Genomic DNA, 22,822 nt, shown 5'->3' with positions numbered 1-22,822 from the left:
TCAGTCCCTGCGGAGGTCCAGCACCACGTGGGTGCCGAGCCCGAACAGCAGCCCCCAGAAGGCCGAGCCGATCCCGAACAGGCTCATCCCCGAGGCGCTCGCCAGGAAGGTCACCACCGCGGCGTCCCGCCCCCGCTCGTCCGCCACCGCCGCCGCCAGACTGCCCTGCAGCGAGGCCAGCAGGGCGACCCCGGCGACCACCGCGACCAGCTCCTTCGGCAGACCGGTGAACAGGCTCACCAGCACCCCGCCGAAGCTGCCCACCAGGACGTACAGCACGCCCGCGGACATCCCCGCGACGTAACGGCGGCGCGGATCCGGGTGGCTCTCCGGGCCGGCGCAGATCGCCGCCGTGATCGCCGCCAGGTTGACCCCCGGCGAGCCGAACGGCGCCAGCAGCAGCGAGACCGCTCCGGTCGACCCGATCAGCAGCCGGTCGTCCGGACGGTAGCCGAAGGCCCGCAGCACTCCGAGGCCGGGCGCGTTCTGCGAGGCCAGCGCCACGATCGTGAGCGGCAGCGCCACCCCCACCACGGCCGACCAGGAGAACTCCGGCACGGTGAGCACCGGCCGGGTCGGCCCGCCCGAGCCCGGGTGCAGCGGCAGTCCGACGGTCAGCGCCGCCAGCACCCCGCCCACCACCAGCGCCACCGGGACGGCGTACCGCGGGGCCAGCCGCTTGGCCAGCAGGAAGGCCGCGAAGCTGCCCACCACCAGCACCGGGGCGCCGTGCACGGCGCCGAAGACCCCGGCGCCGAAGGAGAACAGGATGCCCGCCAGCATCGCGTTGACGATGCCGACCGGCACCGCCGCGATCAGCCGGCCGAACCAGCCGGTCACCCCGAACAGCGTCACCACCGCGGCGCTCACCAGGAAGGCCCCGACCGCCTCCCGGTACGGGTACGAGCCCAGGCCGGTCACCAGCAGCGCGGCGCCGGGGGTGGACCAGGCGGTGATCACCGGCGTCCTGGTCCACCAGCTCAGCAGGAGGCCGCTCAGCCCGCTGCCGATGGACACCGCCCAGATCCAGGAGGCCGTGTGCGCCGGGTCCAGCCGCCCGGCGGCGGCGGCCGCGAGCACCACGACCAGCGGGCCGGAGAACGAGACCGCGACGCAGACCAACCCCGCCAGCAGTGCCGGCCCCGACGCGTCCCGCCGCAGCGACCGCCGCTCCCCGCCCCCGGCCGGCACCGTTTCCGGTCCGACCGTCAGTTCATCCGTCATCCCGGAAGTATCCCGAACACCCCGTCGAGAACCTCCGGAAAAAACTTCGGAACCCACCTGCAACCCCCGGCGGGGATGCACGTCCATACAGATGAAGGCACGGAGAGCGAGACCGGCGGAGCCCGGGGGGCGCTTCCGCTCGCGAGCAGCGGAGCCGGTCGTCTTCACCACACACGTCGGATTCATGACCCTGGGGAGTCACGTCATGCGCATGCCCGTTATCAACCGATTCGCGAAGAACGACCGCGCGCTCTCCGGCCGCCGCGTCGCCGTCCTCGCCGCCACCGCGGCCGTCCTCGCGGGCGGCGTCCAGGTGCTCGCCGTGGACACCGCCTGGGCCGCCTCGCCCGCCGCCGCCCCGACCGCGGCGACGGCGCCCGCCGCCGCCCACACCGGGCATCTCCAGGCCGGGCTCCACATGACGCCGTCGCTGAGCATCACCGCCGGCGGCCCGAAGGTCGAGATCCCCGTCGCGGTCGTCAACTTCACCGGGGCGCCTTACCAGGACGTGAAGGCCTCCGTCAGTCTCCGCGGCATCGTGGGGGCCGCGCCCGTGGGCCTGGGCGACGACTACCTCACCATCGAGGCGCACACCCCGCAGGGCGGCTGGCAGAAGCTGGCCCTCGGCAGCTCCTCGGACGGGTGGACCGGCGCCGTGACCCCGTACGGCGAGACCTTGCAGGACGGTCGGGCCGCCCACTTCACCTTCCGGATCGGCCTGTCGGCCAAGGCTGCGTCGAAGGCCTCCCACGTCCAGGTCTCCATCGACGGCGACGGCGACGGCCAGAGCGCCGACGGCGTCCTCAAGGACATGGCCGTCTCCCCCGCGCCCGCCCCGAAGTCCCCGTCCAAGCCCGCGCCCACCAAGCCCGCACCCGCACGGCCCGCCGCCGACCGGACCCCGGCCGCGCCCGCCGCGCCCGCCACCAAGGCCCCGGCGGCCACCCCGACCGCCGCCCCCGCGACCAGTGCCCCGGCCGGCACCCCCGAGCTCGCCCAGACCGGCTCCGGCCCCGCCGACACCTTCCTCGCCGCCTCCGCCGCCGCGCTCCTCGCCCTCGGCTCCGGCGTCCTGATCGCCGTCCGTCGACTCCGTCCCCAGCGCTAGTCGACGAACGGGCACGGCGAAGGGGTCCTCGCTCCACACGGCGGTGTGGAGCGAGGACCCCTTCGTCCACTCCTCCGGATGTCGGGCGCTACGCGCCCGTCAGCCCCAGGTGATCAGGCGCTTCGGGCGCTCCAGCAGGGCGGCCACGTCGGCCAGCACCTTGGAGCCGAGCTCCCCGTCCACCAGGCGGTGGTCGAAGGAGAGCGCGAGCGTGGTCACCTGACGCGGGACCACCTTGCCCTTGTGCACCCACGGCATCTCCCGGATGGTGCCGACCGCGAGGATCGCGGCCTCTCCCGGGTTGAGGATCGGGGTGCCGGTGTCGACGCCGAAGACGCCGACGTTGGTGATGGTGACCGTCCCGCCCTGCATGTCGGCCGGCGAGGTCTTGCCCTGGCGGGCGGTGTCGACCAGCTCGCCGAGTGCGACGGCGAGGCCCGAGAGGGTCTTCGACCCGGCGTCCTTGATGTTGGGGACGATCAGGCCGCGCGGGGTGGCCGCGGCGATGCCGAGGTTCACCTGGCCCTTGATGACGATCTCCTGGGCCGCCTCGTCCCACTGGGCGTTGATCTCGGGGTGGCGCTTGATCGCGGTGAGCAGCGCCCTCGCGACCAGCAGCAGCGGGCTGACCCGGACGTCCCGGCCCAGCTCGCCGCTCTCCTTGAGGCGGCGGACGAACTTCATCGTGCGGGTCACGTCGACCTGGACGAACTCGGTGACGTGCGGGGCGGTGAAGGCCGAGGCCACCATCGCCTGCGCGGTCGCCTTGCGGACGCCGCGGATCGGCACCCGGACGTCACCCGTGGTGGTGACGGGCACCGGGACGGGCGCCTCGGCGGCCTCGACGACGGCGGGCGCCGCGGCCGGGGCGGCCTGCACGGCGGCCTGCGCCGACGCGTGGGCGTGCACGTCCTCGCGGGTGATCACGCCGTCCGGGCCGGTCGGGACGACCGCGCGCAGGTCGATGCCGAGGTCCTTGGCGAGCTTGCGGACCGGGGGCTTGGCCAACGGCCGCTCGCCGGCGGCCGGTTCGGCCACCACGGGCGTGACCGGAGCCACCGGCACGACCGGCGCGACCGGTGCGGGCGCGGCCGGGGTGGCGGTCACCGTGGTCGTGGTGGTCCGCCGGGCGCGGCGCTGGGCGGTGCCGGTGCGCGGGCCGTAGCCGACCAGCACCTCGCGCCGCTCCGGCTCGGCCGGCTCCGCCGCGGGCGCGGCCGGCGCGGGCACGGCTGCGGCGGGCGCGGCGGCCGGGGCCGCGGCGTCGGGCGCCCCGGCGACCGCGACCGAGATGATCACGGTGCCGACGTCGACGGTGGCGCCCTCGGGGAAGAAGAGCTGCTCGACGACCCCGTTGAACGGGATCGGCAGCTCCACCGCCGCCTTGGCGGTCTCCACCTCGCAGACGACCTGCCCGTCGGTGACGGTGTCACCGGGCTTGACGTACCAGCTGAGGATCTCGGCCTCGGTGAGGCCCTCGCCCACGTCGGGCATCTTGAACTCGCGGAGCGAGCGAACTTCGGTGGTCATCTTCGCTCCCCGGCTCAGAACGCGAACGCGCGGTCGACGGCGTCCAGCACGCGGTCCAGGTCGGGCAGGAACGCCTCCTCGACCCGGGACGGCGGGTACGGCGCGTGGTAGCCGCCGACCCGCAGGACGGGGGCCTCCAGGTGGTAGAAGCACCGCTCGGTGAGCCGGGCGGCCAGCTCGGCGCCCATGCCCATGAAGACCGGCGCCTCGTGCACCACGACGGCGCGACCGGTGCGCTTGACCGACTCCTCCAGGGTGGCGAAGTCCACCGGGGAGAGCGAGCGCAGGTCGATGACCTCCAGGCGGCGGCCGTCCTCCTCGGCGGCCGCGGCGGCCTCCAGGCAGACCTTGACCATGGGGCCGTAGGCGAGCAGCGTGGCGTCGGTGCCGGGGCGGACGATCCGGGCCTCGTGCAGGCCCAGGTCGGCGGCGGCGCCGACCTCGCCCTTGTCCCAGTAGCGCCGCTTGGGCTCCAGGAAGACGACCGGGTCGTCGGAGGCGATGGCCTGCCGCAGCATCCAGTGGGCGTCGTGCGCGCTGGACGGGCTGACCACGCGCAGGCCGGCGGTGTGCGCGAAGTACGCCTCGTGGGACTCGCTGTGGTGCTCGACCGCGCCGATGCCACCCGCGTAGGGGATGCGGACGGTGACCGGCAGCTTGACGTGGCCGAGCGCGCGGGCGTGCATCTTGGCCAGCTGCGAGACGATCTGGTCGAAGGCCGGGTAGACGAAGCCGTCGAACTGGATCTCCACCACCGGGCGGTAGCCGCGCAGGGCCAGGCCGATCGCGGTGCCGACGATGCCGGACTCGGCGAGCGGGGTGTCGATCACCCGGCCCTCGCCGAAGTCCTTCTGCAGGCCGTCGGTGATCCGGAAGACGCCGCCGAGCTTGCCGATGTCCTCGCCCATCAGGACGGTCTTCGGGTCGCTCTCCAGCGACTTGCGCAGGGCGTCGTTGAGCGCCTTGGCGATGCTGAGCTGACCGGCCATCAGAGGTTCTCCCCCGCCTCGAAGGAGGCCGCGTACTCGGCGTACTCGGCCCGTTCCTCATCGACCAGCGCGTGCGGCTCGCTGTACACGTGGTCGAAGATCAGGGTCGGGTCCGGGTCCGGCATGCTGCGCACGCCCTCGCGCACCCGCAGCCCCAGCTGCTCGCTCTCGGCGTCGACCGCGGCGAAGAAGTCCTCGTCGGCGAGGCCCTCCTTCTCCAGCAGCGCGCGGAGCCGGGCGATCGGGTCCTTGGCCTTCCAGGCCTCGGTCTCCTCGCTGGGCCGGTAGCGGGTGGGGTCGTCGGAGGTGGTGTGCGCGCCCATGCGGTAGGTGAACGCCTCGATCAGCACCGGGCCGTTGCCGCTGCGGGCGTGGTCGAGGGCCCAGCGGGTGACGGCCAGGCAGGCCAGCACGTCGTTGCCGTCGACCCGGACGCCGGGGAAGCCGAAGCCGGAGGCGCGGCGGTACAGCGGGATCTTGGTCTGGGTGGTGGTGGGCTCGGAGATCGCCCACTGGTTGTTCTGGCAGAAGAACACCACGGGGGCGTTGTAGACCGAGGCGAAGGTGAAGGCCTCGTTGACGTCGCCCTGGCTGGAGGCGCCGTCGCCGAAGTACGCGATGACCGCGTCGTCGGCGCCGTCCTTGCTGATGCCCATCGCGTAACCGGTGGCGTGCAGGGCCTGCGCGCCGATCACGATGGTGTACAGGTGGAAGTTCTTCTCGTTCGGGTCCCAGCCGCCGTGGTTCACGCCGCGGAACATGCCGAGCAGGTTGAGCGGGTCGACGTCGCGGCACCAGGCGACACCGTGCTCGCGGTAGGTGGGGAAGGCGTAGTCGCCGGTGCGCATGGCGCGACCGGAGCCGACCTGGGCGGCCTCCTGACCGAGCAGCGAGGCCCACAGGCCGAGCTCGCCCTGGCGCTGGAGCGAGGTGGCCTCGCCGTCGAACCGGCGCACCAGCACCAGGTCGCGGTAGAGGGCGCGCAGCTCCTCCGGGGTGGTGGTGAGCGGGTAGTCCGGGTGCTCGACCCGCTCGCCTTCCGGGGTGAGCAGCTGTACGAGCTCCGGCTGGGCGTCCGTCCCCGTGGCGCGGGAGGTGTCAGGGACGCCGGGGGCCGCCTTCTTGCGAGCCCTCGCCGTGCTTTTGACGGTCACGTTCACTCCTCGGTCTGTCCGGCCGCCCGGGGTCGCCGGTGACCGGTCCGGTCACCGCCTCGCGGGGCGCGCGTGGGTGTGCGCACCTACTGCGGGGCAGGTGGTGATCCTGTTCCGACGGCGTCCCTCACGAGAACGTTACCCAGCGTCCGCCCTTGGCGCGCTTGCGCTAGGACGTCCTACTTGTTCGGGGCCTACGACCCCGGGGGTGCCGCGTGCAGCGCGCCGTCGGAAGGGTGGGGGTGACGGACGGCGTGACGCAGCTCTCAATTCGGGCGCCTTCAGGACACCAGCGCACGTTATCCGGGCGGGAGCTCCTGCGTAAGGGGGTTCTCGGTATCGGTTTTGGACCGCTCTGGCCGGATCGCGTCAGTGTGCAGGTAAAGACGATAGGTCTTTCCTACGGTGATATGGGAGGCTTTGGGCGTGAGCGATAACGGACAAATCAGGGTATTCCTTCTCGACGATCACGAGGTCGTCCGGCGGGGCGTGCACGATCTGCTCTCGGTCGAGGACGACATCGAGGTGGTCGGCGAGGCCGGCACCGCCGCCGAGGCGATCACCCGGATCCCCGCGGTCCACCCGGACGTGGCCGTGCTCGACGTCCGGCTGCCGGACGGCAACGGCGTCGAGGTCTGCCGCGAGGTCCGGTCCCGGCTGCCGGAGATCAAGTGCCTGATGCTGACCTCGTTCTCCGACGACGAGGCGCTCTTCGACTCGATCATGGCGGGCGCCTCCGGCTACGTCCTGAAGGCGATCCGCGGCACCGACCTGATCACCGCCGTCCGGGACGTCGCGGCCGGCCGGTCGCTGCTCGACCCGGTCGCCACCAGCAGGGTGCTGGCCCGGCTGCGGGACGGCGGCGAGAAGGAGGACGAACGGCTGGCCCAGCTGACCAAGCAGGAGCGCCGGATCCTCGATCTGATCGGCGAGGGGATGACCAACCGTCAGATCGGCAACGAGTTGCACCTGGCCGAGAAGACGGTGAAGAACTACGTCTCCAGTCTGCTCGCCAAGATGGGCATGGAGCGGCGCACCCAGGCGGCGGCCTTCGTGGCACGGCACCAGGCGGACCAGCAGCATTGATCGGGGCGCTTGCACAGATCTGACGGTTTGTCAAGGGCCCCCGCCAGGGGGCCATACCCTCTGGCTGTGACTTTCAGCCAGACCCTCGCCTGTCCACCGGCCCGCCCCGACCTCTCCGCTCCGCCGATGGGGACGCTCAGTCCACCCGTCCCGCGCGCCGTGCTCACCGAGGTCCTGAGCCGCTACCCGGTGGGCCTGCCGCTGACCGCGGAGCCGGTCGCCGAGGGCCTGCTGAACCGCGGCTACCGGGTCACCACCGAGGCCGGCACGTACTTCCTGAAGTGCTACGTCGACGCCGCCACCGCCAACCGGCCGAGGATCGTCGCCCACCACCGCGCGATGGCGGGGCTACAGGCCCTCGGACTGCCCGTGGCACCCCCGCTGAGCTGCACCGGACGGACCGGCACGGTGGCGGGCCACGACGGCCGGCTGTTCGCGCTGTTCCCGTGGGTGGATGGCCGACACCGGCACGGTACCGACCTCTCCCTGCCGCAGTGCGACGCCCTCGGCGCGCTGCTCGGCCGGCTGCACGGCGCGCTCGACGACGTGTGCGCCCCCCTCGAACCGCCCGCCGGCTACCGCAGCGCGGACGCCGTCGACAGCGCCGACCTCGCCCGCGAACTGCGGCGCCTCGCCCGTGACCACCGCCCGCACGGCGATCTGGACGCGCTGGTCGAGCGGCGGCTCTCCGAACGGCTGGAACTGCTCGCCGAGCACGCCCACCGCCGCCCCGGCCCCCTGGCCGCCCCGCCCACCGGCTGGACCCACGGCGACTTCCACGGGCTCAACCTGCTGTACGGCGGGGGCCTCCCGGACGACGGCCCCGTCGCGGCCGTCCTGGATTGGGACAAGCTCAGCCCGCAGCCGCGCGCCGAGGAGGCCGTCCGCGCCGCCACCCTGCTCTTCAACGACCGGGCGTCCGGCGCCCTCGACCTGGTCCGGGTCCGCCACTACTCACAGGCCTACCGGGCCACCGGGGCCGCCACCGCCGAGCACCTCGCCGCCGCCGCCCACCGGGTCTGGTGGGAGCGGCTGAACGACTTCTGGATGCTGCAGTGGCGGTACCAGCGGGCCGACCACCGGGCCGACCCGCTCTACCCCGCCTCGGCGGGCCAGCTGGCGTGGTGGTGCCAGGAGTACGAGCAGGTCCTGGACGCCTTCGCGAACTGAACGCCGTCGGCCCGACCCGCAACCGGGTCGGGCCGACGGCGTTCGTCACTCCGCGGGGGCGGTCAGGGCGTCGCCGGCGGCTGGGTGATCGGAGGCTGGGTCACCGGCGGAACCGTCTTGGTCGGCACCGGCTGCGAGGTCGGCGAGCTGCCACCGCCGCCCGTGCTCGACGCGCTGGGCGCCGTGGTGGGCGTGCCCGTCCCGGTCGGGGTGCCGGTCGCCGTGTGCGACGGGGTCGTGCTCGGCGTCGTGGTCGGCGAGTGCCGGCCCGAAGTCGGCGCCGGCGACATGTTGTTGCCGCCGTTGTTGCCACCGCTGTAGTTGCCGTTGTCGGTCGGCTGCTGCGGGCGCCGGGTGCCGGTGTTGGTGGCCGGCGGGGTCTGGACGCCGCTCTGGGTCGGCGTACCGGGCTCGGTGGTGCTGGTCATCGGGGCGGGCACGGTCTGCGAGGGCGGCGTCTTCACGTCGCCGCCGCCACTGCCGCTGAGCGCGAACGCGATGCCGACCCCGGAGGCGACCAGGACGGCCGCGATCCCGGCCACCCAGGCCCACGGACCGCGCCGACGGGGGTGGTCGTCCTCGTCACCGCCGTCGCCGTGACCGCCGCCGTACGGGCCGCCGGCCCCCTGGTAGGGCCCGGACGGGGTGTGCGGGCCGCCCGGCGCCCGGTGCATCACCGAGGTCTGGTCCCCCGGGCCGACCGCGCCGAAGGCCGCGGTGGCCGCGGTCTGGTCCGGCCGGATCACCTGGGTGGCACCGGTGTTGCCCTGCCCGGCGGCGGCCAGCCCGGCCGCCGCGCCGGCCCAGCCGGCCCCGGCCGCGCCGTGCATCTCGCGCAGTGCGTGCTGGACGTGCGCGCGGAACTCGTCGGCGTCCTGGAAGCGGTCGTCCGGGTTCTTGGCCAGCGAGCGCAGCACCAGCTGGTCGAGCCCGGCCGGCACCCGGCCGTTGGCGTGCGAGGGCGGCACCGGCATGTCCTGGACGTGCTGGTAGACCACCGACAGCGGGGTGTCGCCGGTGAACGGCGGGCGCAGCGTCAGCAGTTCGTAGAGCATGCAGCCGGCCGCGTACAGGTCGGACCGGTGGTCGACCGGCTTGCCGAGGGCCTGCTCCGGCGACAGGTACTGCGGGGTGCCCATGACCATGCCGGTCTGGGTCATCGTGCTGGCGGTGCCGGTCAGCGCCCGGGCGATGCCGAAGTCCATCACCTTGACCGCGCCCGCGGTCGTGATGATGACGTTGGCGGGCTTGATGTCGCGGTGGACGATGCCGTGCCGGTGGCTGTAGGCGAGCGCCTCCAGCACCCCGGCGATGATGATCAGCGCCTGGTCGACGGGCGGCTCCTGCTCGTCCATCAGCAGCTCGCGGACCGTCCGGCCCTCGACCAGCTCCATCACGATGTACGGCGTGGACTCGTCCCCGACGTACTCCTCGCCGGTGTCGTAGACCGCGACGATCGAGTGGTGGTTGAGCGCGGCGACGGCGTGTGCCTCGCGGGTGAAGCGCAGCCGGGCGATGTCGTCCTGGGCCAGCTCGCCGCGGAGCAGCTTGACCGCCACGGTCCGGCCCAGCCGGACGTCCTCGGCGGCGAACACCTCGGCCATGCCGCCGCGGCCGAGCCGGTGGGTCAGCCGGTAGCGGCCGTCACCGACCGTACCCAGCGGGGCGGCGGTGCCGCGCCCGGGGGTCTGGGCACCGGGCGCCCCGATGACCGGCGGGTAGGCACCCTCGTCGTCGTCCGGATGCTGCGTCTGTGCCATCGCTCCTCGCCCCGGGCGTTCGCTCGGATCGCGGTGCCCTGTCGCTTACGTATTCCCCGAACGCTACCGCTTCCCGAGCGGGCCCGTAGCACGCCCGAACCGGCCGCAAAGCGTCAGAGCAGGCCATTCCGGTCGGCCGGGGAGTCCACCACCAGCACCGCCGCGGGACGCGCCCCGGTGGTGTGGCCGGTCTTGGCCTTCTGCTTGTCCTGGGCCTTGTTGACCACGATCGCGATGATGATGCCGGCCAGCACGAGCACGCCGATGATGATCCCGACCACCACGACGGCGGTCGAGCAGCCGCCGCCGCTGGGCGCCTTCGGCTGCTGGTACGGCGGCATCGGCTGCGGGGGCGGGGTGTGCGCCGGCTGCGGCCCGCCCTGCCGGAGGTACTGCGGGTGCGGGGTGTGGGCCTGCGGGCGCGGCTGCTGGAAGGCCGGCGGCGGGGTCTGGTACTGCGGCTGCTGCGGGAAGGGGTGCGGGGTCTGCGGCGCCTGCGGGTGCGGCTGCTGGAAGGCCGGCGGCGGCGTCTGGTACTGCGGCTGCTGGCCCTGCAGGTACTGCGGGTGGGGCGTCTGCGGGGCCTGCGGCGCGGCGTGCACCGAGCGCGGGCCCTCGTTGATCACCAGCGGGGTGCTGGCCTGCAGCGGGTGCCCGCTGCCGCCGCCCTTGGCGGCCGCGATCAGCCGCTCCGCCTCGTCGCGCATCGCCGCCGCGCTCTGGAACCGGTGGGCCGGGTCCTTGCGCAGCGCCTGGGCGACGAAGGCGTCCACCGCCGGCGTGACCGACCGGTTGAGGGTGGACGGCGCGGGCGGCTCCTCCTGGACGTGCTTGTAGGCGATCGAGAACGCCGAGTCGCCGTCGAAGACCAGCTGGCCGGTGAGCATCTCGAAGAGCATCACGCCGACCGAGTAGAGGTCGGAGCGGGCGTCCACCGGCTTGCCGAGGGCCTGCTCGGGCGACAGGTACTGCGGGGTGCCGACCACCATGCCGGTCTGCGTCATCGACGTGACGCCCGATTCCAGCGCCCGGGCGATGCCGAAGTCCATGACCTTGACGTTGCCCTTGCGGTCGAACATGACGTTGCCGGGCTTGATGTCGCGGTGCACGAGCGACATGTCGTGCGAGGCCTCCAGCGCGTTCAGCACGCCGACGATGACCCGCAGGGCCTCCTCGGTCGGCATCGCGCCGTACTGGGCGACCGCCTCGTTGATCGCCTCGCGCAGGCCCTTGCCGTCGATCAGCTGCATGACGATGTACGGCGTGCTGGAGCCGTCGGGCGCGACGTCCTCGCCGCTGTCGTACACCGTGACGATGTTCGGGTGCTCCAGCCGGGCCACCGCCTGGGCCTCGCGGCGGAACCGTTCCTTGAACGAGTCGTCCCGGCCGAGCTCGCTGTGCATGCTCTTCAGCGCGACCTGCCGGTCCAGCACGCTGTCGTAGGCGAGGTGCACGGACGCCATGCCGCCCTCGCCCAGCAGCCGCTGGAGGACGTAGCGGCCGTTGCCCAGGGAGAAGCCCTCGACCGCCGCGTTCCCGTGCTCGCTCATGGTCCTCTGCTCCCCCTCGGCGCGGCCGTGGCGCCGCGACCGTGACGTTCGGTCTCGTCCGTGCGTGGTGGCCCGGCCCGCTGGCCCGGCGAACCCCTGCCGCGGCGGTCCGACCGGCCTGCGGCAGGGGCCAGGGTATCGGCTCCCGCCGACGGTGATCGGTCCAGGGCCGGTCCTGGACCCGGGCCGCCGGCACCGTCCGGCGGTGCCTCGGCCCGGGGCGGATCGTCGTGGTACGTCCGGTTCCGGCGTGTCCTACGGGTGTCCTACAGGTACGGGCCGGAACGGATGCCGCGGCCCTGGCCCGGCTCGTCCTCGTCCGCGTCGCCGCCGTGCAGGCCGGGCGGGAGGGCCCGGCGCATCTGCTCCAGCTGGGCCCGCGCCGCCATCTGCTGGGCGAACAGCGCGGTCTGGATGCCGTGGAACAGCCCCTCCAGCCAGCCGACCAGCTGGGCCTGGGCGATCCGCAGCTCGGCCTCGGTCGGGATGCTGTCCTCGGTGAACGGCAGCGACAGCCGCTCCAGCTCGGCCACCAGCTCGGGGGCCAGGCCGAGCTCCAGCTCCTTGATCGAGCTGGCGTGGATGTCCTTCAGCCGGGCCCGGCTGGCCTCGTCGAGGGGCGCCGCCCGGACCTCCTCGAGCAGCTGCTTGATCATGCTGCCGATCCGCATGACCTTGGCGGGCTGCTCGACCATCTCGGTCACCGGGAGCTCGCGCGGGAGCTCCCCCTCGTCGTCGTCCCCCGCCGGCCCGGCGAACCCCTGGCCCACCGGCAGCCCGTCCGGTCCGACGATCAGCACCTTCTGGCCGTCGTGCGACTGCCCGCCGGCCGCCTGGAAGGGCTGCTGCGACGAGCGCTCGTTCATCGGATTCGTCATGAACAACATTCTCTCTCACTGGGGTTGGTCGGGCGGAAGCCCCCGTGCGCCCGCCGACCCGAGCCACCGCTGACGACGGTACGCCCCCGGGCGCCGCGCCGGAATCCGTACGGGTACTCAGTTCCGGCCCCGGCCGGACCGCGCCCCGCGCGGCCCCGCGGCCCTCCCGGCCCGCCCGGTCCGTCCGCGGGCGGCCGGCCGTCGACACGGACCCCTCACCGAACCTCCCCCGCCCCCGGCGGTCGGCGCGGTCTCAGCCCTTCCGCAGCCGCACGCCGATCAGCGCCAGCCCGCAGCCGATCAGGCCCAGGCCGGCGCCCAGCGGCAGTTGCACCGTGGAGGCGTCCCGCCAGCGGGCGGGCAGGACGGCGGGGGCGGCGAGGCTCTGGCCGCTCGCGGTGGTGACGGTCTGCGGGGCGGCGTCGGCGGCCGGGTCCGCCTGGTCCGGGGTGCCCGGGTCGGCCTCGGCGCGGTCCGTGCCGCCGGCCGGGGCCTGGTCCGGGGCCTGGTCCGGCGCCTGTCCGGGGGCCTGCTCCGCCGGCTGTTCGGCGGCCTGGCCGGGAGCCTGGCCCGGCACCTGTGCGGGGGCCTGCCCGGGCACCTGGCCGGGCACCTGGCCCGGGGCGGCGTCGGCACGGTCGGCGCGTTCGGGCGCCGAGGCGGGGCGGTGGCGGTGCGCCCGCGGCTCGTCGTCGGGGCGCGGCCGGGCGACCGCGTGCTGCGGCGGCGCGGCGGCCGGGACGGGTGCGGCGGCGGGCACCGCCGGGGCCGCGGCCGTCGGGCGGGTGCCGGTCGGGGCGGCGGTGCTCGGGGCGGGTGGCGCCGTGGCCACCTGGGTCGCGGCGGTGCCCGGGGCCGTGCCGGTGGCCGGGGCGCTCGGCACGGCCGAGGGCGAGCCGGAGCGGACCGGCCCGGCGGTCGGCGCGGCCGGGCCGGTGGCCTCCGCCTGTTCGGCGGGCTCGGCGGCACCGGTCGGTTCCGCCGCGTCCTCCCCCGCGGGCGAGGCCGAGGACGGCGTGGTCGCCGGGACGGACGCGGGGGACGGCGCGGCGGCCGCCACGGAGGCGGCGGCCAGCGGGAGCGTGAGCCCCAGCACGGCCGCCGCGATCAGCCGGCGGGCCCGGCCCGGGTCCGCACTGCGGGTACGACGGTGGTGCGGCGCGGTGGGCAGCGGCCCGAGGGGGTGCGTTGGTGCGGCCACGGTCGGAGGTCCTTCCGACGGCCGACCGCGCGGGGCGGGGTCGGCGGCGGGACAGCTCCGGACCAGCCTCACACATTCCGACAATCAAGGCATTTCGGACACACATCCCCCCGGCCGGGCCCGGTTCAGGCCTTGAGCACGACCTTCCCGACCTGCTCCCCCGCCTCCAGCACCCGGTGCCCCGCACCGGCCTCGCCCAGCGGCAGCACCCGGTCGACCACCGGCTTCACCACCCCGGACTCGACCAGCGGCCACACGTGCTCGCGCACCGCCGCCACGATCGCCGCCTTCTCCGCCAGCGGGCGCCCGCGCAGGTTGGTGGCGATCACCGCGGCGCGCTTGCGCAGCAGCGCGTTGAGGTCGAGTTCGCCCTTCACCCCGCCCTGCAGCCCGATGATCACCAGCCGCCCGTTGACCGCCAGCGCGTCCACGTTCCGCTGCAGGTACCTGGCGCCCATGATGTCGAGGATCACGTCGGCCCCGGCCCCGTCGGTGGCCTCCGCGAGCGCCCGGACGAAGTCCTGCTCGCGGTAGTCGATCAGGACGTCGGCGCCGAGCTCGGCGCAGCGGGCCAGCTTCGCGGCGCTGCCCGCGGTGACCGCGACCCGGGCCCCGACCGCCTTGGCCAGCTGGATCGCCATGGTCCCGATGCCGCTCGCGCCGCCGTGCAGCAGCACCGTCTCGCCGGGTCGCAGGTGGGCGGTGAGGAACACGTTGGACCACACCGTGCAGGCGACCTCGGGCAGCGCCGCGGCCTCCTCGAAGCCCAGGCCCGCGGGCAGCGGCAGCAGCTGCCCGCTCGGCACCGCGACCAGCTGCGCGTAGCCGCCGCCGGACAGCAGCGCGCACACCTCGTCGCCGACCGCCCAGCCCGACACCCCCGGGCCCAGCGCGACGATCCGCCCGGCGCACTCCAGCCCGGGGTAGGGCGAGGCGCCGGGCGGCGGGTTGTAGTGGCCCTGCCGCTGGAGCAGATCGGCACGGTTGACGGCGGTGGCCGCCACCTCGACCAGGACCTCGCCCTCGCCGGGCACCGGGTCGGGCACCTCGGCCCACACCAGTGCCTCGGGGCCGCCGGGTACGGGAATCGTCATCGCATGCATGCCCCGAACCTACTGCGCGTCAGGGCGCTTCCGGCGGACGGGCCCCCGGGCCCGGCACGCCGCTCACCCGCCGGTGCGGCGGGGCCGGTCAGCCGGCCGGCCGGATGACGATCACCCGGTCGGTGAGCTGGAGCACGGCCGCCTCGGGCTCGGTGTAGTTGAGCACCCGGCGGCCGCGGACCACCGCGACCACCAGGTCCTCGCACTCGCGCGGACCGTGCCCGGCCTCGGCCCGGGTGACGGGGCGCTCGACCACGTCCAGGCCGTTGCCGTAGGTCAGGAGGTCCTCCATCACCTCGCCGGCGTGCGGGCTGAGCATCGACATGCCGAGCAGCCGGCCGGCCGAGCTGGAGCTGGTCACCACGACGTCCGCTCCGCTCTGCCGCAGCAGCGGGGCGTTCTCGTCCTCCCGGACGGCCGCGACCACGGTGGCGGCCTTGTTCAGCTGGCGCGCCGTCAGGGTGACCAGGACGGCGGTGTCGTCCCGTTCGGGCGCGATCACCACCCGGGCGGCGGCGGGCAGCGCGGCGCGCAGCAGCGTGTCGGTGCGGGTGGCGTCGCCGACCACGCCGACCAGCCCGTGCTGGGCGGCCTGGTCGATCACCTTGCGCTGCGGGTCGACGACGACGATCTCCTCCTTCTTCACCCCCTGTCCGAGCAGGGTGTCGACGGCGCTGCGGCCCTTGGTGCCGTAGCCGATGACGACGGTGTGCTCGCGCACGGTGGACCTCCAGCGGTTCAACCGCCACTGCTGGCGGGTGCGTTCGGTGAGCACCTCCAGCGTGGTGCCGACCAGGATGATCAGGAACAGCACGCGCAGCGGGGTGATCACGAAGATGTTGGTGAGCCGGGCGCCGTCGCTGAACGGGGTGATGTCGCCGTACCCGGTGGTGGAGAGCGTCACGGTGGCGTAGTAGGCCGCGTCGAGGAAGCTGACGCCGCCGCCCGCGTTGTCGTTGTAGCCGCCGCGGTCGACGTAGACGATCAGCGTGGTGGCGACCAGTACGGCGAACGCCACCAGCAGCCGGGAGCCGACCTGGCGGACGGCCGGGGCAGCCCGCCGGGCGGGCAGCACGATCCCGGCGTCCGCCCAGGGCTCGGTGCCCGGCGTCGGCTCCCTGCGCCGCCCCTTCATCCGCTGACCCCGTCCTGTCCGCTCACGGCCCCTCCAGTAGTTCGACGGGGTCGCCGGCCGCCGCACCGCCGGGCGGGACGACGGCCAGCGCGTCGGCCCGGGCGAGGCCGCGCAGCATCGCGGGCCCGTCGAAGGCCAGCGGGACGACGCCGGCGGCGGTGTGCCGGACGGGGAGCAGCCGGGTGTCCACCGGGTGCCCGGGCAGGACGACGGCGGCCGGCGCGAGGACGGGTGCACCGAGCGCCCGCCCGCTGCGGGCGTGCAGCAGCGGCAGGGCGAGGGTGACCGTCCCGGCGACGGCGGCCAGCGGGTTGCCGGGCAGCCCCACCAGGTGGCGGGTGCCGGCCGGCTCGGACCGGGACGGCTCGGACCGGGGCGGGCCGGACTGGGGCAGTTCGGCCAGCAGCATCGGGTGGCCGGGGCGGACGGCGACGCCGTCCACCAGCAGCCGGGCCCCGGCCTCGGCGAGGGCGCGGTGCAGGAAGTCGACCGGGCCGGCCGCCGTCCCACCGGTGGTGACCACGACGTCGGCGGTGGAGTGCCGCAGCGCGTCCCGGAGCATCCCGTAGTCGTCGCGGACGGCTCGGACGTCGGCCACCTCGGCGCCGGCCGCCTGCAGCCAGGGCGGCAGCAGCGGCCCGAGGGCGTCCCGCACCAGGCCCGGACCAGGCACCCCCGTGGAGAGCAACTCGTCACCGAGGACGAGCAGTTCGACCACCGGGCGGCGGCGGACGGCGAGCCGGTCGTGGCCGCAGGCGGCGGCCAGGCCGAGCACGGACGGCCCGACCGGGGTGCCGCCGGGCAGCAGGGTCTCGCCGCGCCGGCACTCCTGGCCGCGCGGCCGGACGTCCTGGCCGGTGGTGAGCGGCTGGGGGCCGTGGTCGCGCAGCAGGGTGCCGTCCGTGCGGCCGTGCTCGCGGCGCAGCACCGCGGTGGCGCCCGGCGGCAGCTGGGCGCCGGTGGCGATCTCGACGGCGGCGCCGTCGGCGAGCGGGGCGACCTCGACCCGGCCGGCCAGCACCCGCCCGGCGACCCGCCAGGGGCCGGGCCCGGCGACCGCCCAGCCGTCCATCGCGGAGGTGTCGAAGGCGGGCAGGTCGGTGAGCGCGGTGAGCGGCTCGGCGAGCGTGCGGCCGAGCGTCTCGGCGAGCGGCAGTGCGACCGCCGGCAGCGGGCGGAGCCCGGCCCGGCGGGCGGTCTCGCGGGCCCGGGGCCAGCTCGACGCCGCGGGGCCGGTGGACGGGGCGGCCATGGTGGGGGTCCGTTCCGCGGTGGTCACGGCTCGCCCGGCCCGGCGGCGGCGCTCCAGCGCTCGGCGAGCACGGCCGTCCGGCGGGCGGCCTCGGCCACGGCCTCCGGCCCACCGCCCTGCTGGGCGGCCGCGTAGCCGATCAGGAAGGCGGTCAGCGGCGCGGCCGGGCGGGCCACCCCGTGTGCGACCACCCTGGTCAGGTCGAGCAGTCCCCGGACGTCGACGTCCAGGTCGATGCCCAGGTCGGCCCTGACCTCGGCGATCCAGTCCTCCAGCGTGCGCTCCATGCGCCCATGCTGCCTGATCGGCGGTTACCCCGAGGTGTTCACCCCGTGTGCGACGCGCTTCGTTTCCCGCACGCCCGGGCGCACCGGCCGTGAGAAGCGGCCCCGGAGCGGCCCGGAAGGGGTGCTGCAGGGGGCCGGCAGGGGTCGGCGGGGGCTACGAGCGGTCGCGCTCGCGGGCCTGTGCCAGGTCCTCCCAGGTGTCGCAGTCGTGGGCGACGCCGTCGGTGTCGGCCACCCGCAGCCGGGCGAGGCCGCCGGTGAGGCGGCGCAGCGGGAGGCCTTCCGGGGCGCCGAGCCCGGCGAGCGCGGCGCGCAGCGGGCCGGTGCGGTAGGCGGCGGCGAGCGGCTGGTCGCGGCCGCCGGCGTCGACCAGCACGGCGGCGTCGACGTCCGGTCCGGCCCGGTCGAGGGCGGCGACCAGCCGGTCGACGGTCCGCCGGTCGAGGAAGGGCAGGTCGGCGGCGAGCAGCAGGACGGTCGGCGCGGTGACCAGGTCGAGCCCGGCGGCGACGGCTGAGACCGGGCCGCCTCCGGGCGGCCGTTCCCTGGTCCAGCGGACGCCGTCGCGGGCGGTCGGCCGGGCGGGGCCGACCACGACGGTGGTGCGGGCCCCCGTGCAGGCGGCGAGGACCCGGTCGAGCAGGGTGGTCCCGCCCACGGTCAGGCCGGGCTTGTCGGCGCCGCCGAGGCGCCGGGCGGCGCCGCCCGCCGGGACGATCACGTCGTACGGCGTCATGCGGCCAGTATCCGCCCCCGGGGCCGGGTCCTACCGGGCCCGGTCCTCGCCCGGATCCTCCCCGGGCTCCTCCCCCGACGGCCCCTCCTCCGCCTCCGCCGACGTGCGCGCGGTGTTGGCGGCGGCGCCCAGCTCCAGGATGACCGGCAGGGTCAGCTCCCCGTACCGGGCGTTCATCGCGGTGACCAGCGCCTCCGGGTCGTCCGGGTGCTCGGCCAGCAGCCGGTCGAAGTCCTGCAGGTACTCGCCGGTGAAGGCGAGCACCCGGGCGGCGTCGTCGCCCCGGTCGGGGGCGCGGTGGCCGGCGATGACCCGGTCGGCACCGAGGTCGGCGATCCGGCCGAGGTTGTGGCCCCAGGTGGTCCGCTGGGCGGGGGTGGTGTCGGAGGTCCAGACGTGGGTGCCGTTGTAGACGAAGTCCCCGGCGATGACGGTCCGGATGCTCGGCACGTGGACGACGGTCGAGTCGCCGCAGTCGGCCTGGCCGAGCAGCAGCACCGGGATGACCTGGCGGTCGAGCATCAGCGGCTGGGGCAGCAGCGGGGCGGGGATCAGCGGGCGGTCCGGGATGTCGTCGCCGTAGACCGGCTTCCACTGGGCGACCTTGGCGGCCGCGGTGCGCCGGATGCCGTCCACCACGGCGGGCGCCGCGAGCAGCCGGGCGTCGGGGAAGAGCTTCAGCACCTCCTCGGCGCCGAAGTAGTGGTCGGGGTGCTGGTGGGTGACGACGACGGCGAGCAGCCGGCGGCCCTTGCCGGCGACCCATTCGGCGAGTTCGCGGCCGGCGCTGCGGGTGAGCTGGGCGTCGACCAGGATCGCGGTGTGCTCGCCGAGGATCAGCGTGGAGGTGGCGAAGAAGGCCGTCTCGGGGCCGGTGAAGACGGCGACCTCCAGCGGCGGGGTGGGCCGCTGGCCGTCCGGGCCGCCGGCGGCTCCGGCGTCCGTGCGGTCCGCGCCGGGGCCCTCCTCGGGCGGGGACGACGTCACTGGCTGCTCCCTCTGTTCTGCGGTCGGGTTTCCTGCGCCCTACAGCATGGGAGCACGGACACCCGATTGCGCGGAAGGCGCGCCCGTCGGGGCGCGCCTTCCGGCACCGTCACCCGGGGCGGCCCGGGCTCAGGCGGCCAGCCCCTTGGCCCGGCGGGCGGCCTCCTCCAGGGCCCGCGCCTTGGACTCGGCGGCCTGCGGGATGAAGTCGGCGAGTGCGGGGACGCTCGGCGCGAGGGTGAACTCGGGGACGATGAAGTCGACCTCCAGCCCGAGCATGCCGGTCAGCACCTTCTCCAGGTAGGTGGTGACGAACTCGTACGGCTCGCGCGGGGCGCCGGGGGCGTAGGAGCCGCCGCGGGCGGCGACGACGGTCACCGGGGTGCCCTTGGCGGAGGGGTTCTCGCCGGCGGTGCGGCCGACCAGGATCACCTGGTCCAGCCAGGCCTTGAGGCTGGACGGGATCGTGAAGTTGTACATCGGGCTGCCGATGAGCACGGCGTCGGCCTGCTCCAGCTCGGTCATCAGCTGCTCGCGCAGGGCGAAGGCGGCGGCCTGCTCGGCGCTGCGGCCCTCGGCCGGGACGAAGCCGGCGACGATGCCGTGCGCGTCCAGGTGCGGGATGTCCTCGACGGCGAGGTCGCGGTAGACGACGGTGCCCCCGGGGTGCTCGGCCTCCCAGGCGGCCCGGAAGGCGGCGGTGACCTCGCGGGAGACGGATCCGTCGACGACGGCCGAGGAGTCGATGTGCAGGAGCGTGGGCATGGTGGGGCCTCCATAGAATTAGCAGCTGCTCTTTCCCCTGCAGCTGCAACTACCGTAGCAGCTTACTTTTCTGCAGTCACTAGCGAAGGGTCCGGTACGCTGGTGGCATGTCCGACCACGAGCTAGCGACCGACCGGCTCCAGGCCCCTCCCGGAGTGCCCACGGGGCACTGCGCGGCCGCCTCCCCCGCCCTGACCAGGGTCTTCGGACTGCTCGGCAAGCGCTGGACGGGCATCGTGGTCGCCGTGCTCAGCCACGGGCCGGCCTACTTCTCCGAGCTGCGGCGCACCATCCCCGGCATCAGCGAACGGATGCTCTCCGACCGGCTCACCGAACTCGCCGAGGCCGGGCTGGTCCTGCGCGAGGTCGACGCCGGACCGCCGCTGCGGGTCAGCTACCGGCTCACCGAGGCCGGCGTCGCGCTGAAGCCCGCGCTCACCGAACTCGCCCTCTGGGCCGACCGCCACCTGCCCGAGAGCGCCCTGCACCCGGGCGGCTGCTGAGGCGTGTCCGGTTCCCGCCGGGGCCGCACGTGCGCGAAAACGCCCGGGGCCCGTCCGTCGGGAAGACGGACGGGCCCCGGGCGTGAACGTGGGGGGCGGGGCCGGGTCAGCGCCCGGCGCCGCCGCGCAGCCGGGCCAGCCGGTCGGAGAGACCCCAGGAGGTCACCCGCCACAGCGCCTCGACCACGATGCTGCGGCTCATCTTGGACGCACCGAGCTCGCGCTCGACGAAGGTGATCGGCACCTCGGCCACCTTGAAGCCGGCCTTCACCGTGCGCCAGGCCAGGTCGACCTGGAAGCAGTACCCGGCCGAGGCCACCTCGTCCATGCCCAGGCCCAGCAGGGTCTCCTTGCGGAAGGCCCGGTAGCCGCCGGTGACGTCCCGGATCGGCACGCCCAGCATCAGCCGCGAGTAGGTCGAGCCGCCGCGGGAGAGCAGCAGCCGCGACTTCGGCCAGTTCACCACCCGGCCGCCGGGCACCCAGCGCGAGCCCAGGACCAGATCGGCGCCGCGCAGCGCGGCCAGCAGCCGGTCGAGCTCCTCGGGCTGGTGGGAGCCGTCCGCGTCCATCTCCACCAGGACGTCGTAGCCGTGGTCGATGCCCCAGCGGAAGCCCGCGAGGTAGGCGGCGCCCAGGCCCTCCTTGCCCTTGCGGTGCATCACGTGCACGTGCGGGTCCTCGGCGGCCAGCTTGTCGGCCAGCTCGCCGGTGCCGTCCGGGCTGTTGTCGTCGGCGACCAGCACGTGGGCCTCGGGCACCGCGGCCCGGACCCGGCCGACGATCCGCTCGACGTTCTCCGCCTCGTTGTAGGTCGGAATGATCACCAGGACCCTGCCGAGATCAGCAAAACTCTGCTGGTTCACGGTCACGTACAAACCTCTCGGCCGATGACGGGGAGTGTCAGAACACCGTCGCCCGCACTCTGGAACGCGGCTCCACCGGCAGCCCGCCTGCGGGATGACCACGGTGGAGACTGCTGCGGGGCGGAGACTACTGCGTCCTGGCATCCTACTACCGCGCCCGGGAACCGCCGGTCCGGCCGCGGCACTCCCCACGGTCGCCCACCGTTTCCCCGTCGGCGACACCGGTCCGCTAGGGTCGATGCCCTGCCTGTGCCCGGACCCCCGCATCGCCGGGCCCGCACCCGGTGATCCGGCACACCCGCCACCCAGCGAAGGAGTAGGACCGCGCGCATGGACAGGCTCGTCAACACCGTCCGCCCGTACGCCTGGGGCTCCCCGACCGCCCTGCCCGAGTTGCTCGGGCAGGAGCCGACCGGCGAACCGCAGGCCGAGCTGTGGATGGGCGCCCACCCCGGCGACCCGTCCCGCGCCGACCGGGGCGACGGGCCCCGCCGGCTGGACGAGCTGATCGCGGCCGACCCGGAGGGCGAGCTCGGCGCCGCGGCCGTCGCCCGGTTCGGCCCGACCCTGCCGTTCCTGTTCAAGGTCCTCGCCGCGGGCACCGCGCTGTCCATCCAGGCCCACCCCACGCTCGACCAGGCCCGCGCCGGCTTCGCCGCCGAGAACGCCCTCGGCATCCCGCTGGACGCCCCCGAGCGGAGCTACCGCGACGCCAACCACAAGCCCGAAATGGTCTGCGCGCTGGGCGAGTTCGAGGGCCTCTGCGGCTTCCGCCGGCCGGCCGAGGCGGCCCGGGTGCTGGCCGGGCTCGCGGTGCCCGGACTCGACCCGCTGATCGGCCTGCTGGCCGCCGAGGACGAGACCGAGGCGCTGCGCACCACCCTGGCCGCCATCCTCACCATGGACGGCCCGACGGCCGGGCGGACCGTCCGGGAGACCGCCGAGGTGCTGGCGGAGCGCGACGGCCTCGACCCGGACGGCGTCTACGCTCCGTACGCCCGGATCGCCAAGGACTTCCCCGCCGACCGCGGCCTCATCGCGGCGCTGCTGCTCAACCACGTCCGGCTGCGGGCCGGGGAGGCCCTCTACCTGGGCGCCGGCGTGCCGCACGCCTACCTGTCCGGCGTCTGCGTCGAGCTGCAGGCCAACTCCGACAACGTGCTGCGGGCCGGCCTCACCCCCAAGCACGTCGACCTGCCGGAGCTGCTGAAGGTCGTGGTCTTCGAGGCCGGCGCGCCCGACGTCCTGCACCCCGCCCCGGTCGAGGGCACCCCGGGCGAGGAGCTGTACCCCGTCCCGATCGACGAGTTCCGGCTCTCCCGCTTCACCCTGGACGGCCGGGAGCGCGAGATCGACGGCCGCACCCCGCAGATCCTGCTCTGCACGGCCGGCACCGCCCGACTCACCTCGGCCGACGGCACCACCCTGGACCTGGCCCGCGGCCAGTCGGCCTTCCTCCCGGCCACCGGCGCCCCGACCCGACTCGCCGGCACCGGCACCACGCTCTTCCGCGCCACCGTCACCGTCTGACGGCGTCCG

General features: G+C 74.9%; 20 protein-coding genes and 1 pseudogene. 5 read left to right on the top strand and 16 right to left on the bottom strand.

Annotation, left to right across the window (positions count from 1 at the left end):
- Nucleotides 1–1,224 (bottom strand): benzoate/H(+) symporter BenE family transporter, encoded by a 1,224-nt coding sequence (locus tag ACFYUY_RS13515; protein WP_387900553.1) that lies wholly within the window; start codon nt 1,222–1,224, stop codon nt 1–3.
- 205 nt (nt 1,225–1,429) lie between these two features.
- Here ACFYUY_RS13515 and ACFYUY_RS13510 point away from each other — a divergent pair, with 205 nt between their 5' ends.
- A complete protein-coding gene (locus ACFYUY_RS13510; RefSeq protein ID WP_387900551.1) occupies nt 1,430–2,332 on the top strand; it encodes a hypothetical protein in 903 nt (300 codons plus the stop codon).
- Nucleotides 2,333–2,431: 99 nt separating this feature from the next.
- Here the strand turns inward: ACFYUY_RS13510 and ACFYUY_RS13505 are convergent, their stop codons facing one another.
- From ACFYUY_RS13505 to pdhA, 3 genes are read right to left on the bottom strand one after another with little or no spacing between them, the layout of a single operon-like run.
- Entirely contained in the window at nt 2,432–3,862 is a 1,431-nt protein-coding gene (locus ACFYUY_RS13505; RefSeq protein ID WP_387900550.1) for a dihydrolipoamide acetyltransferase family protein, read from the bottom strand.
- A 14-nt stretch (nt 3,863–3,876) separates the two neighbouring features.
- Complete coding sequence (locus tag ACFYUY_RS13500; protein ID WP_387900548.1) at nt 3,877–4,851, bottom strand: alpha-ketoacid dehydrogenase subunit beta; 975 nt, start codon at nt 4,849–4,851, stop codon at nt 3,877–3,879.
- Nucleotides 4,851–6,005: a pyruvate dehydrogenase (acetyl-transferring) E1 component subunit alpha gene (pdhA, locus tag ACFYUY_RS13495; protein ID WP_360205931.1), complete on the bottom strand. Its 1,155-nt coding sequence runs from the start codon at nt 6,003–6,005 to the stop codon at nt 4,851–4,853. Before pdhA ends, ACFYUY_RS13500 begins: the two co-directional genes overlap by 1 nt.
- A gap of 426 nt (nt 6,006–6,431) precedes the next feature.
- Here pdhA and ACFYUY_RS13490 point away from each other — a divergent pair, with 426 nt between their 5' ends.
- The gene (locus ACFYUY_RS13490; protein WP_360205934.1) at nt 6,432–7,091 is read left to right on the top strand and encodes a response regulator transcription factor; all 660 of its coding nucleotides are present in this window, start codon (nt 6,432–6,434) and stop codon (nt 7,089–7,091) included.
- A 126-nt stretch (nt 7,092–7,217) separates the two neighbouring features.
- The gene (locus ACFYUY_RS13485) at nt 7,218–8,261 is read left to right on the top strand and encodes a phosphotransferase enzyme family protein (protein WP_387900764.1); all 1,044 of its coding nucleotides are present in this window, start codon (nt 7,218–7,220) and stop codon (nt 8,259–8,261) included.
- 62 nt (nt 8,262–8,323) lie between these two features.
- On the opposite strand, the gene ACFYUY_RS13480 is transcribed toward ACFYUY_RS13485, so the two are convergent.
- The 11 genes and pseudogenes from ACFYUY_RS13480 to ACFYUY_RS13430 form a co-directional block, all read right to left on the bottom strand.
- Nucleotides 8,324–10,021: a protein kinase gene (locus ACFYUY_RS13480; protein ID WP_387900545.1), complete on the bottom strand. Its 1,698-nt coding sequence runs from the start codon at nt 10,019–10,021 to the stop codon at nt 8,324–8,326.
- Between the two features lie 113 nt (nt 10,022–10,134).
- On the bottom strand, nt 10,135–11,571 hold the full coding sequence (locus ACFYUY_RS13475; protein WP_360205942.1) for a protein kinase: 1,437 nt from the start codon (nt 11,569–11,571) through the stop codon (nt 10,135–10,137).
- Between the two features lie 266 nt (nt 11,572–11,837).
- Nucleotides 11,838–12,449: a bacterial proteasome activator family protein gene (locus tag ACFYUY_RS13470; RefSeq protein WP_360205944.1), complete on the bottom strand. Its 612-nt coding sequence runs from the start codon at nt 12,447–12,449 to the stop codon at nt 11,838–11,840.
- 253 nt (nt 12,450–12,702) lie between these two features.
- Nucleotides 12,703–13,650, bottom strand: a complete 948-nt coding sequence (locus ACFYUY_RS13465; RefSeq protein WP_387900543.1) for a hypothetical protein — start codon at nt 13,648–13,650, stop codon at nt 12,703–12,705.
- 125 nt (nt 13,651–13,775) lie between these two features.
- The gene (locus ACFYUY_RS13460) at nt 13,776–14,753 is read right to left on the bottom strand and encodes an NAD(P)H-quinone oxidoreductase (RefSeq protein WP_360205950.1); all 978 of its coding nucleotides are present in this window, start codon (nt 14,751–14,753) and stop codon (nt 13,776–13,778) included.
- An 88-nt stretch (nt 14,754–14,841) separates the two neighbouring features.
- Nucleotides 14,842–15,888, bottom strand: coding sequence for a potassium channel family protein (locus tag ACFYUY_RS13455; protein ID WP_360205952.1), 1,047 nt, complete (start codon nt 15,886–15,888; stop codon nt 14,842–14,844).
- 22 nt (nt 15,889–15,910) lie between these two features.
- The gene (locus tag ACFYUY_RS13450) at nt 15,911–17,140 is read right to left on the bottom strand and encodes a molybdopterin molybdotransferase MoeA (protein ID WP_387900540.1); all 1,230 of its coding nucleotides are present in this window, start codon (nt 17,138–17,140) and stop codon (nt 15,911–15,913) included.
- Between the two features lie 23 nt (nt 17,141–17,163).
- A pseudogene (locus ACFYUY_RS13445) lies at nt 17,164–17,421 on the bottom strand (DUF6457 domain-containing protein); the annotation flags it as partial.
- 160 nt (nt 17,422–17,581) lie between these two features.
- A complete protein-coding gene (locus tag ACFYUY_RS13440) occupies nt 17,582–18,163 on the bottom strand; it encodes a molybdenum cofactor guanylyltransferase (RefSeq protein WP_387900539.1) in 582 nt (193 codons plus the stop codon).
- Between the two features lie 30 nt (nt 18,164–18,193).
- Nucleotides 18,194–19,150: an MBL fold metallo-hydrolase gene (locus ACFYUY_RS13435; RefSeq protein ID WP_387900537.1), complete on the bottom strand. Its 957-nt coding sequence runs from the start codon at nt 19,148–19,150 to the stop codon at nt 18,194–18,196.
- 129 nt (nt 19,151–19,279) lie between these two features.
- Nucleotides 19,280–19,915, bottom strand: a complete 636-nt coding sequence (locus ACFYUY_RS13430; RefSeq protein ID WP_360205959.1) for an NAD(P)H-dependent oxidoreductase — start codon at nt 19,913–19,915, stop codon at nt 19,280–19,282.
- Between the two features lie 107 nt (nt 19,916–20,022).
- Here ACFYUY_RS13430 and ACFYUY_RS13425 point away from each other — a divergent pair, with 107 nt between their 5' ends.
- Complete coding sequence (locus tag ACFYUY_RS13425; RefSeq protein ID WP_360205962.1) at nt 20,023–20,418, top strand: helix-turn-helix domain-containing protein; 396 nt, start codon at nt 20,023–20,025, stop codon at nt 20,416–20,418.
- A 106-nt stretch (nt 20,419–20,524) separates the two neighbouring features.
- On the opposite strand, the gene ACFYUY_RS13420 is transcribed toward ACFYUY_RS13425, so the two are convergent.
- Nucleotides 20,525–21,289 (bottom strand): polyprenol monophosphomannose synthase, encoded by a 765-nt coding sequence (locus ACFYUY_RS13420; RefSeq protein ID WP_387900535.1) that lies wholly within the window; start codon nt 21,287–21,289, stop codon nt 20,525–20,527.
- Between the two features lie 324 nt (nt 21,290–21,613).
- Here ACFYUY_RS13420 and manA point away from each other — a divergent pair, with 324 nt between their 5' ends.
- Nucleotides 21,614–22,813, top strand: a complete 1,200-nt coding sequence (gene manA, locus ACFYUY_RS13415) for a mannose-6-phosphate isomerase, class I (RefSeq protein WP_387900533.1) — start codon at nt 21,614–21,616, stop codon at nt 22,811–22,813.
- Nucleotides 22,814–22,822: the final 9 nt, after the last annotated feature.

The sequence above is a fragment of the Kitasatospora sp. NPDC004745 genome, from assembly GCF_042873275.1.
Lineage (GTDB): Bacteria > Actinomycetota > Actinomycetes > Streptomycetales > Streptomycetaceae > Kitasatospora.
This window is presented reverse-complemented; position numbering and strand designations above follow the sequence as displayed.

Bases quoted from the DNA above. Each gene is read 5' to 3' on its own strand.
- ACFYUY_RS13440 (WP_387900539.1), bottom strand. From the start codon at position 18,163: ATGACGCCGTACGACGTGATCGTCCCGGCGGGCGGCGCCGCCCGGCGC.
- ACFYUY_RS13485 (WP_387900764.1), top strand. From the start codon at position 7,218: ATGGGGACGCTCAGTCCACCCGTCCCGCGCGCCGTGCTCACCGAGGTC.
- ACFYUY_RS13505 (WP_387900550.1), bottom strand. From the start codon at position 3,862: ATGACCACCGAAGTTCGCTCGCTCCGCGAGTTCAAGATGCCCGACGTG.
- ACFYUY_RS13430 (WP_360205959.1), bottom strand. From the start codon at position 19,915: ATGCCCACGCTCCTGCACATCGACTCCTCGGCCGTCGTCGACGGATCC.
- ACFYUY_RS13480 (WP_387900545.1), bottom strand. From the start codon at position 10,021: ATGGCACAGACGCAGCATCCGGACGACGACGAGGGTGCCTACCCGCCG.
- ACFYUY_RS13425 (WP_360205962.1), top strand. From the start codon at position 20,023: ATGTCCGACCACGAGCTAGCGACCGACCGGCTCCAGGCCCCTCCCGGA.
- ACFYUY_RS13500 (WP_387900548.1), bottom strand. From the start codon at position 4,851: ATGGCCGGTCAGCTCAGCATCGCCAAGGCGCTCAACGACGCCCTGCGC.
- ACFYUY_RS13470 (WP_360205944.1), bottom strand. From the start codon at position 12,449: ATGACGAATCCGATGAACGAGCGCTCGTCGCAGCAGCCCTTCCAGGCG.
- ACFYUY_RS13515 (WP_387900553.1), bottom strand. From the start codon at position 1,224: ATGACGGATGAACTGACGGTCGGACCGGAAACGGTGCCGGCCGGGGGC.
- ACFYUY_RS13455 (WP_360205952.1), bottom strand. From the start codon at position 15,888: ATGAAGGGGCGGCGCAGGGAGCCGACGCCGGGCACCGAGCCCTGGGCG.
- ACFYUY_RS13510 (WP_387900551.1), top strand. From the start codon at position 1,430: ATGCGCATGCCCGTTATCAACCGATTCGCGAAGAACGACCGCGCGCTC.
- ACFYUY_RS13460 (WP_360205950.1), bottom strand. From the start codon at position 14,753: ATGCATGCGATGACGATTCCCGTACCCGGCGGCCCCGAGGCACTGGTG.
- ACFYUY_RS13450 (WP_387900540.1), bottom strand. From the start codon at position 17,140: ATGGCCGCCCCGTCCACCGGCCCCGCGGCGTCGAGCTGGCCCCGGGCC.
- manA (WP_387900533.1), top strand. From the start codon at position 21,614: ATGGACAGGCTCGTCAACACCGTCCGCCCGTACGCCTGGGGCTCCCCG.
- ACFYUY_RS13475 (WP_360205942.1), bottom strand. From the start codon at position 11,571: ATGAGCGAGCACGGGAACGCGGCGGTCGAGGGCTTCTCCCTGGGCAAC.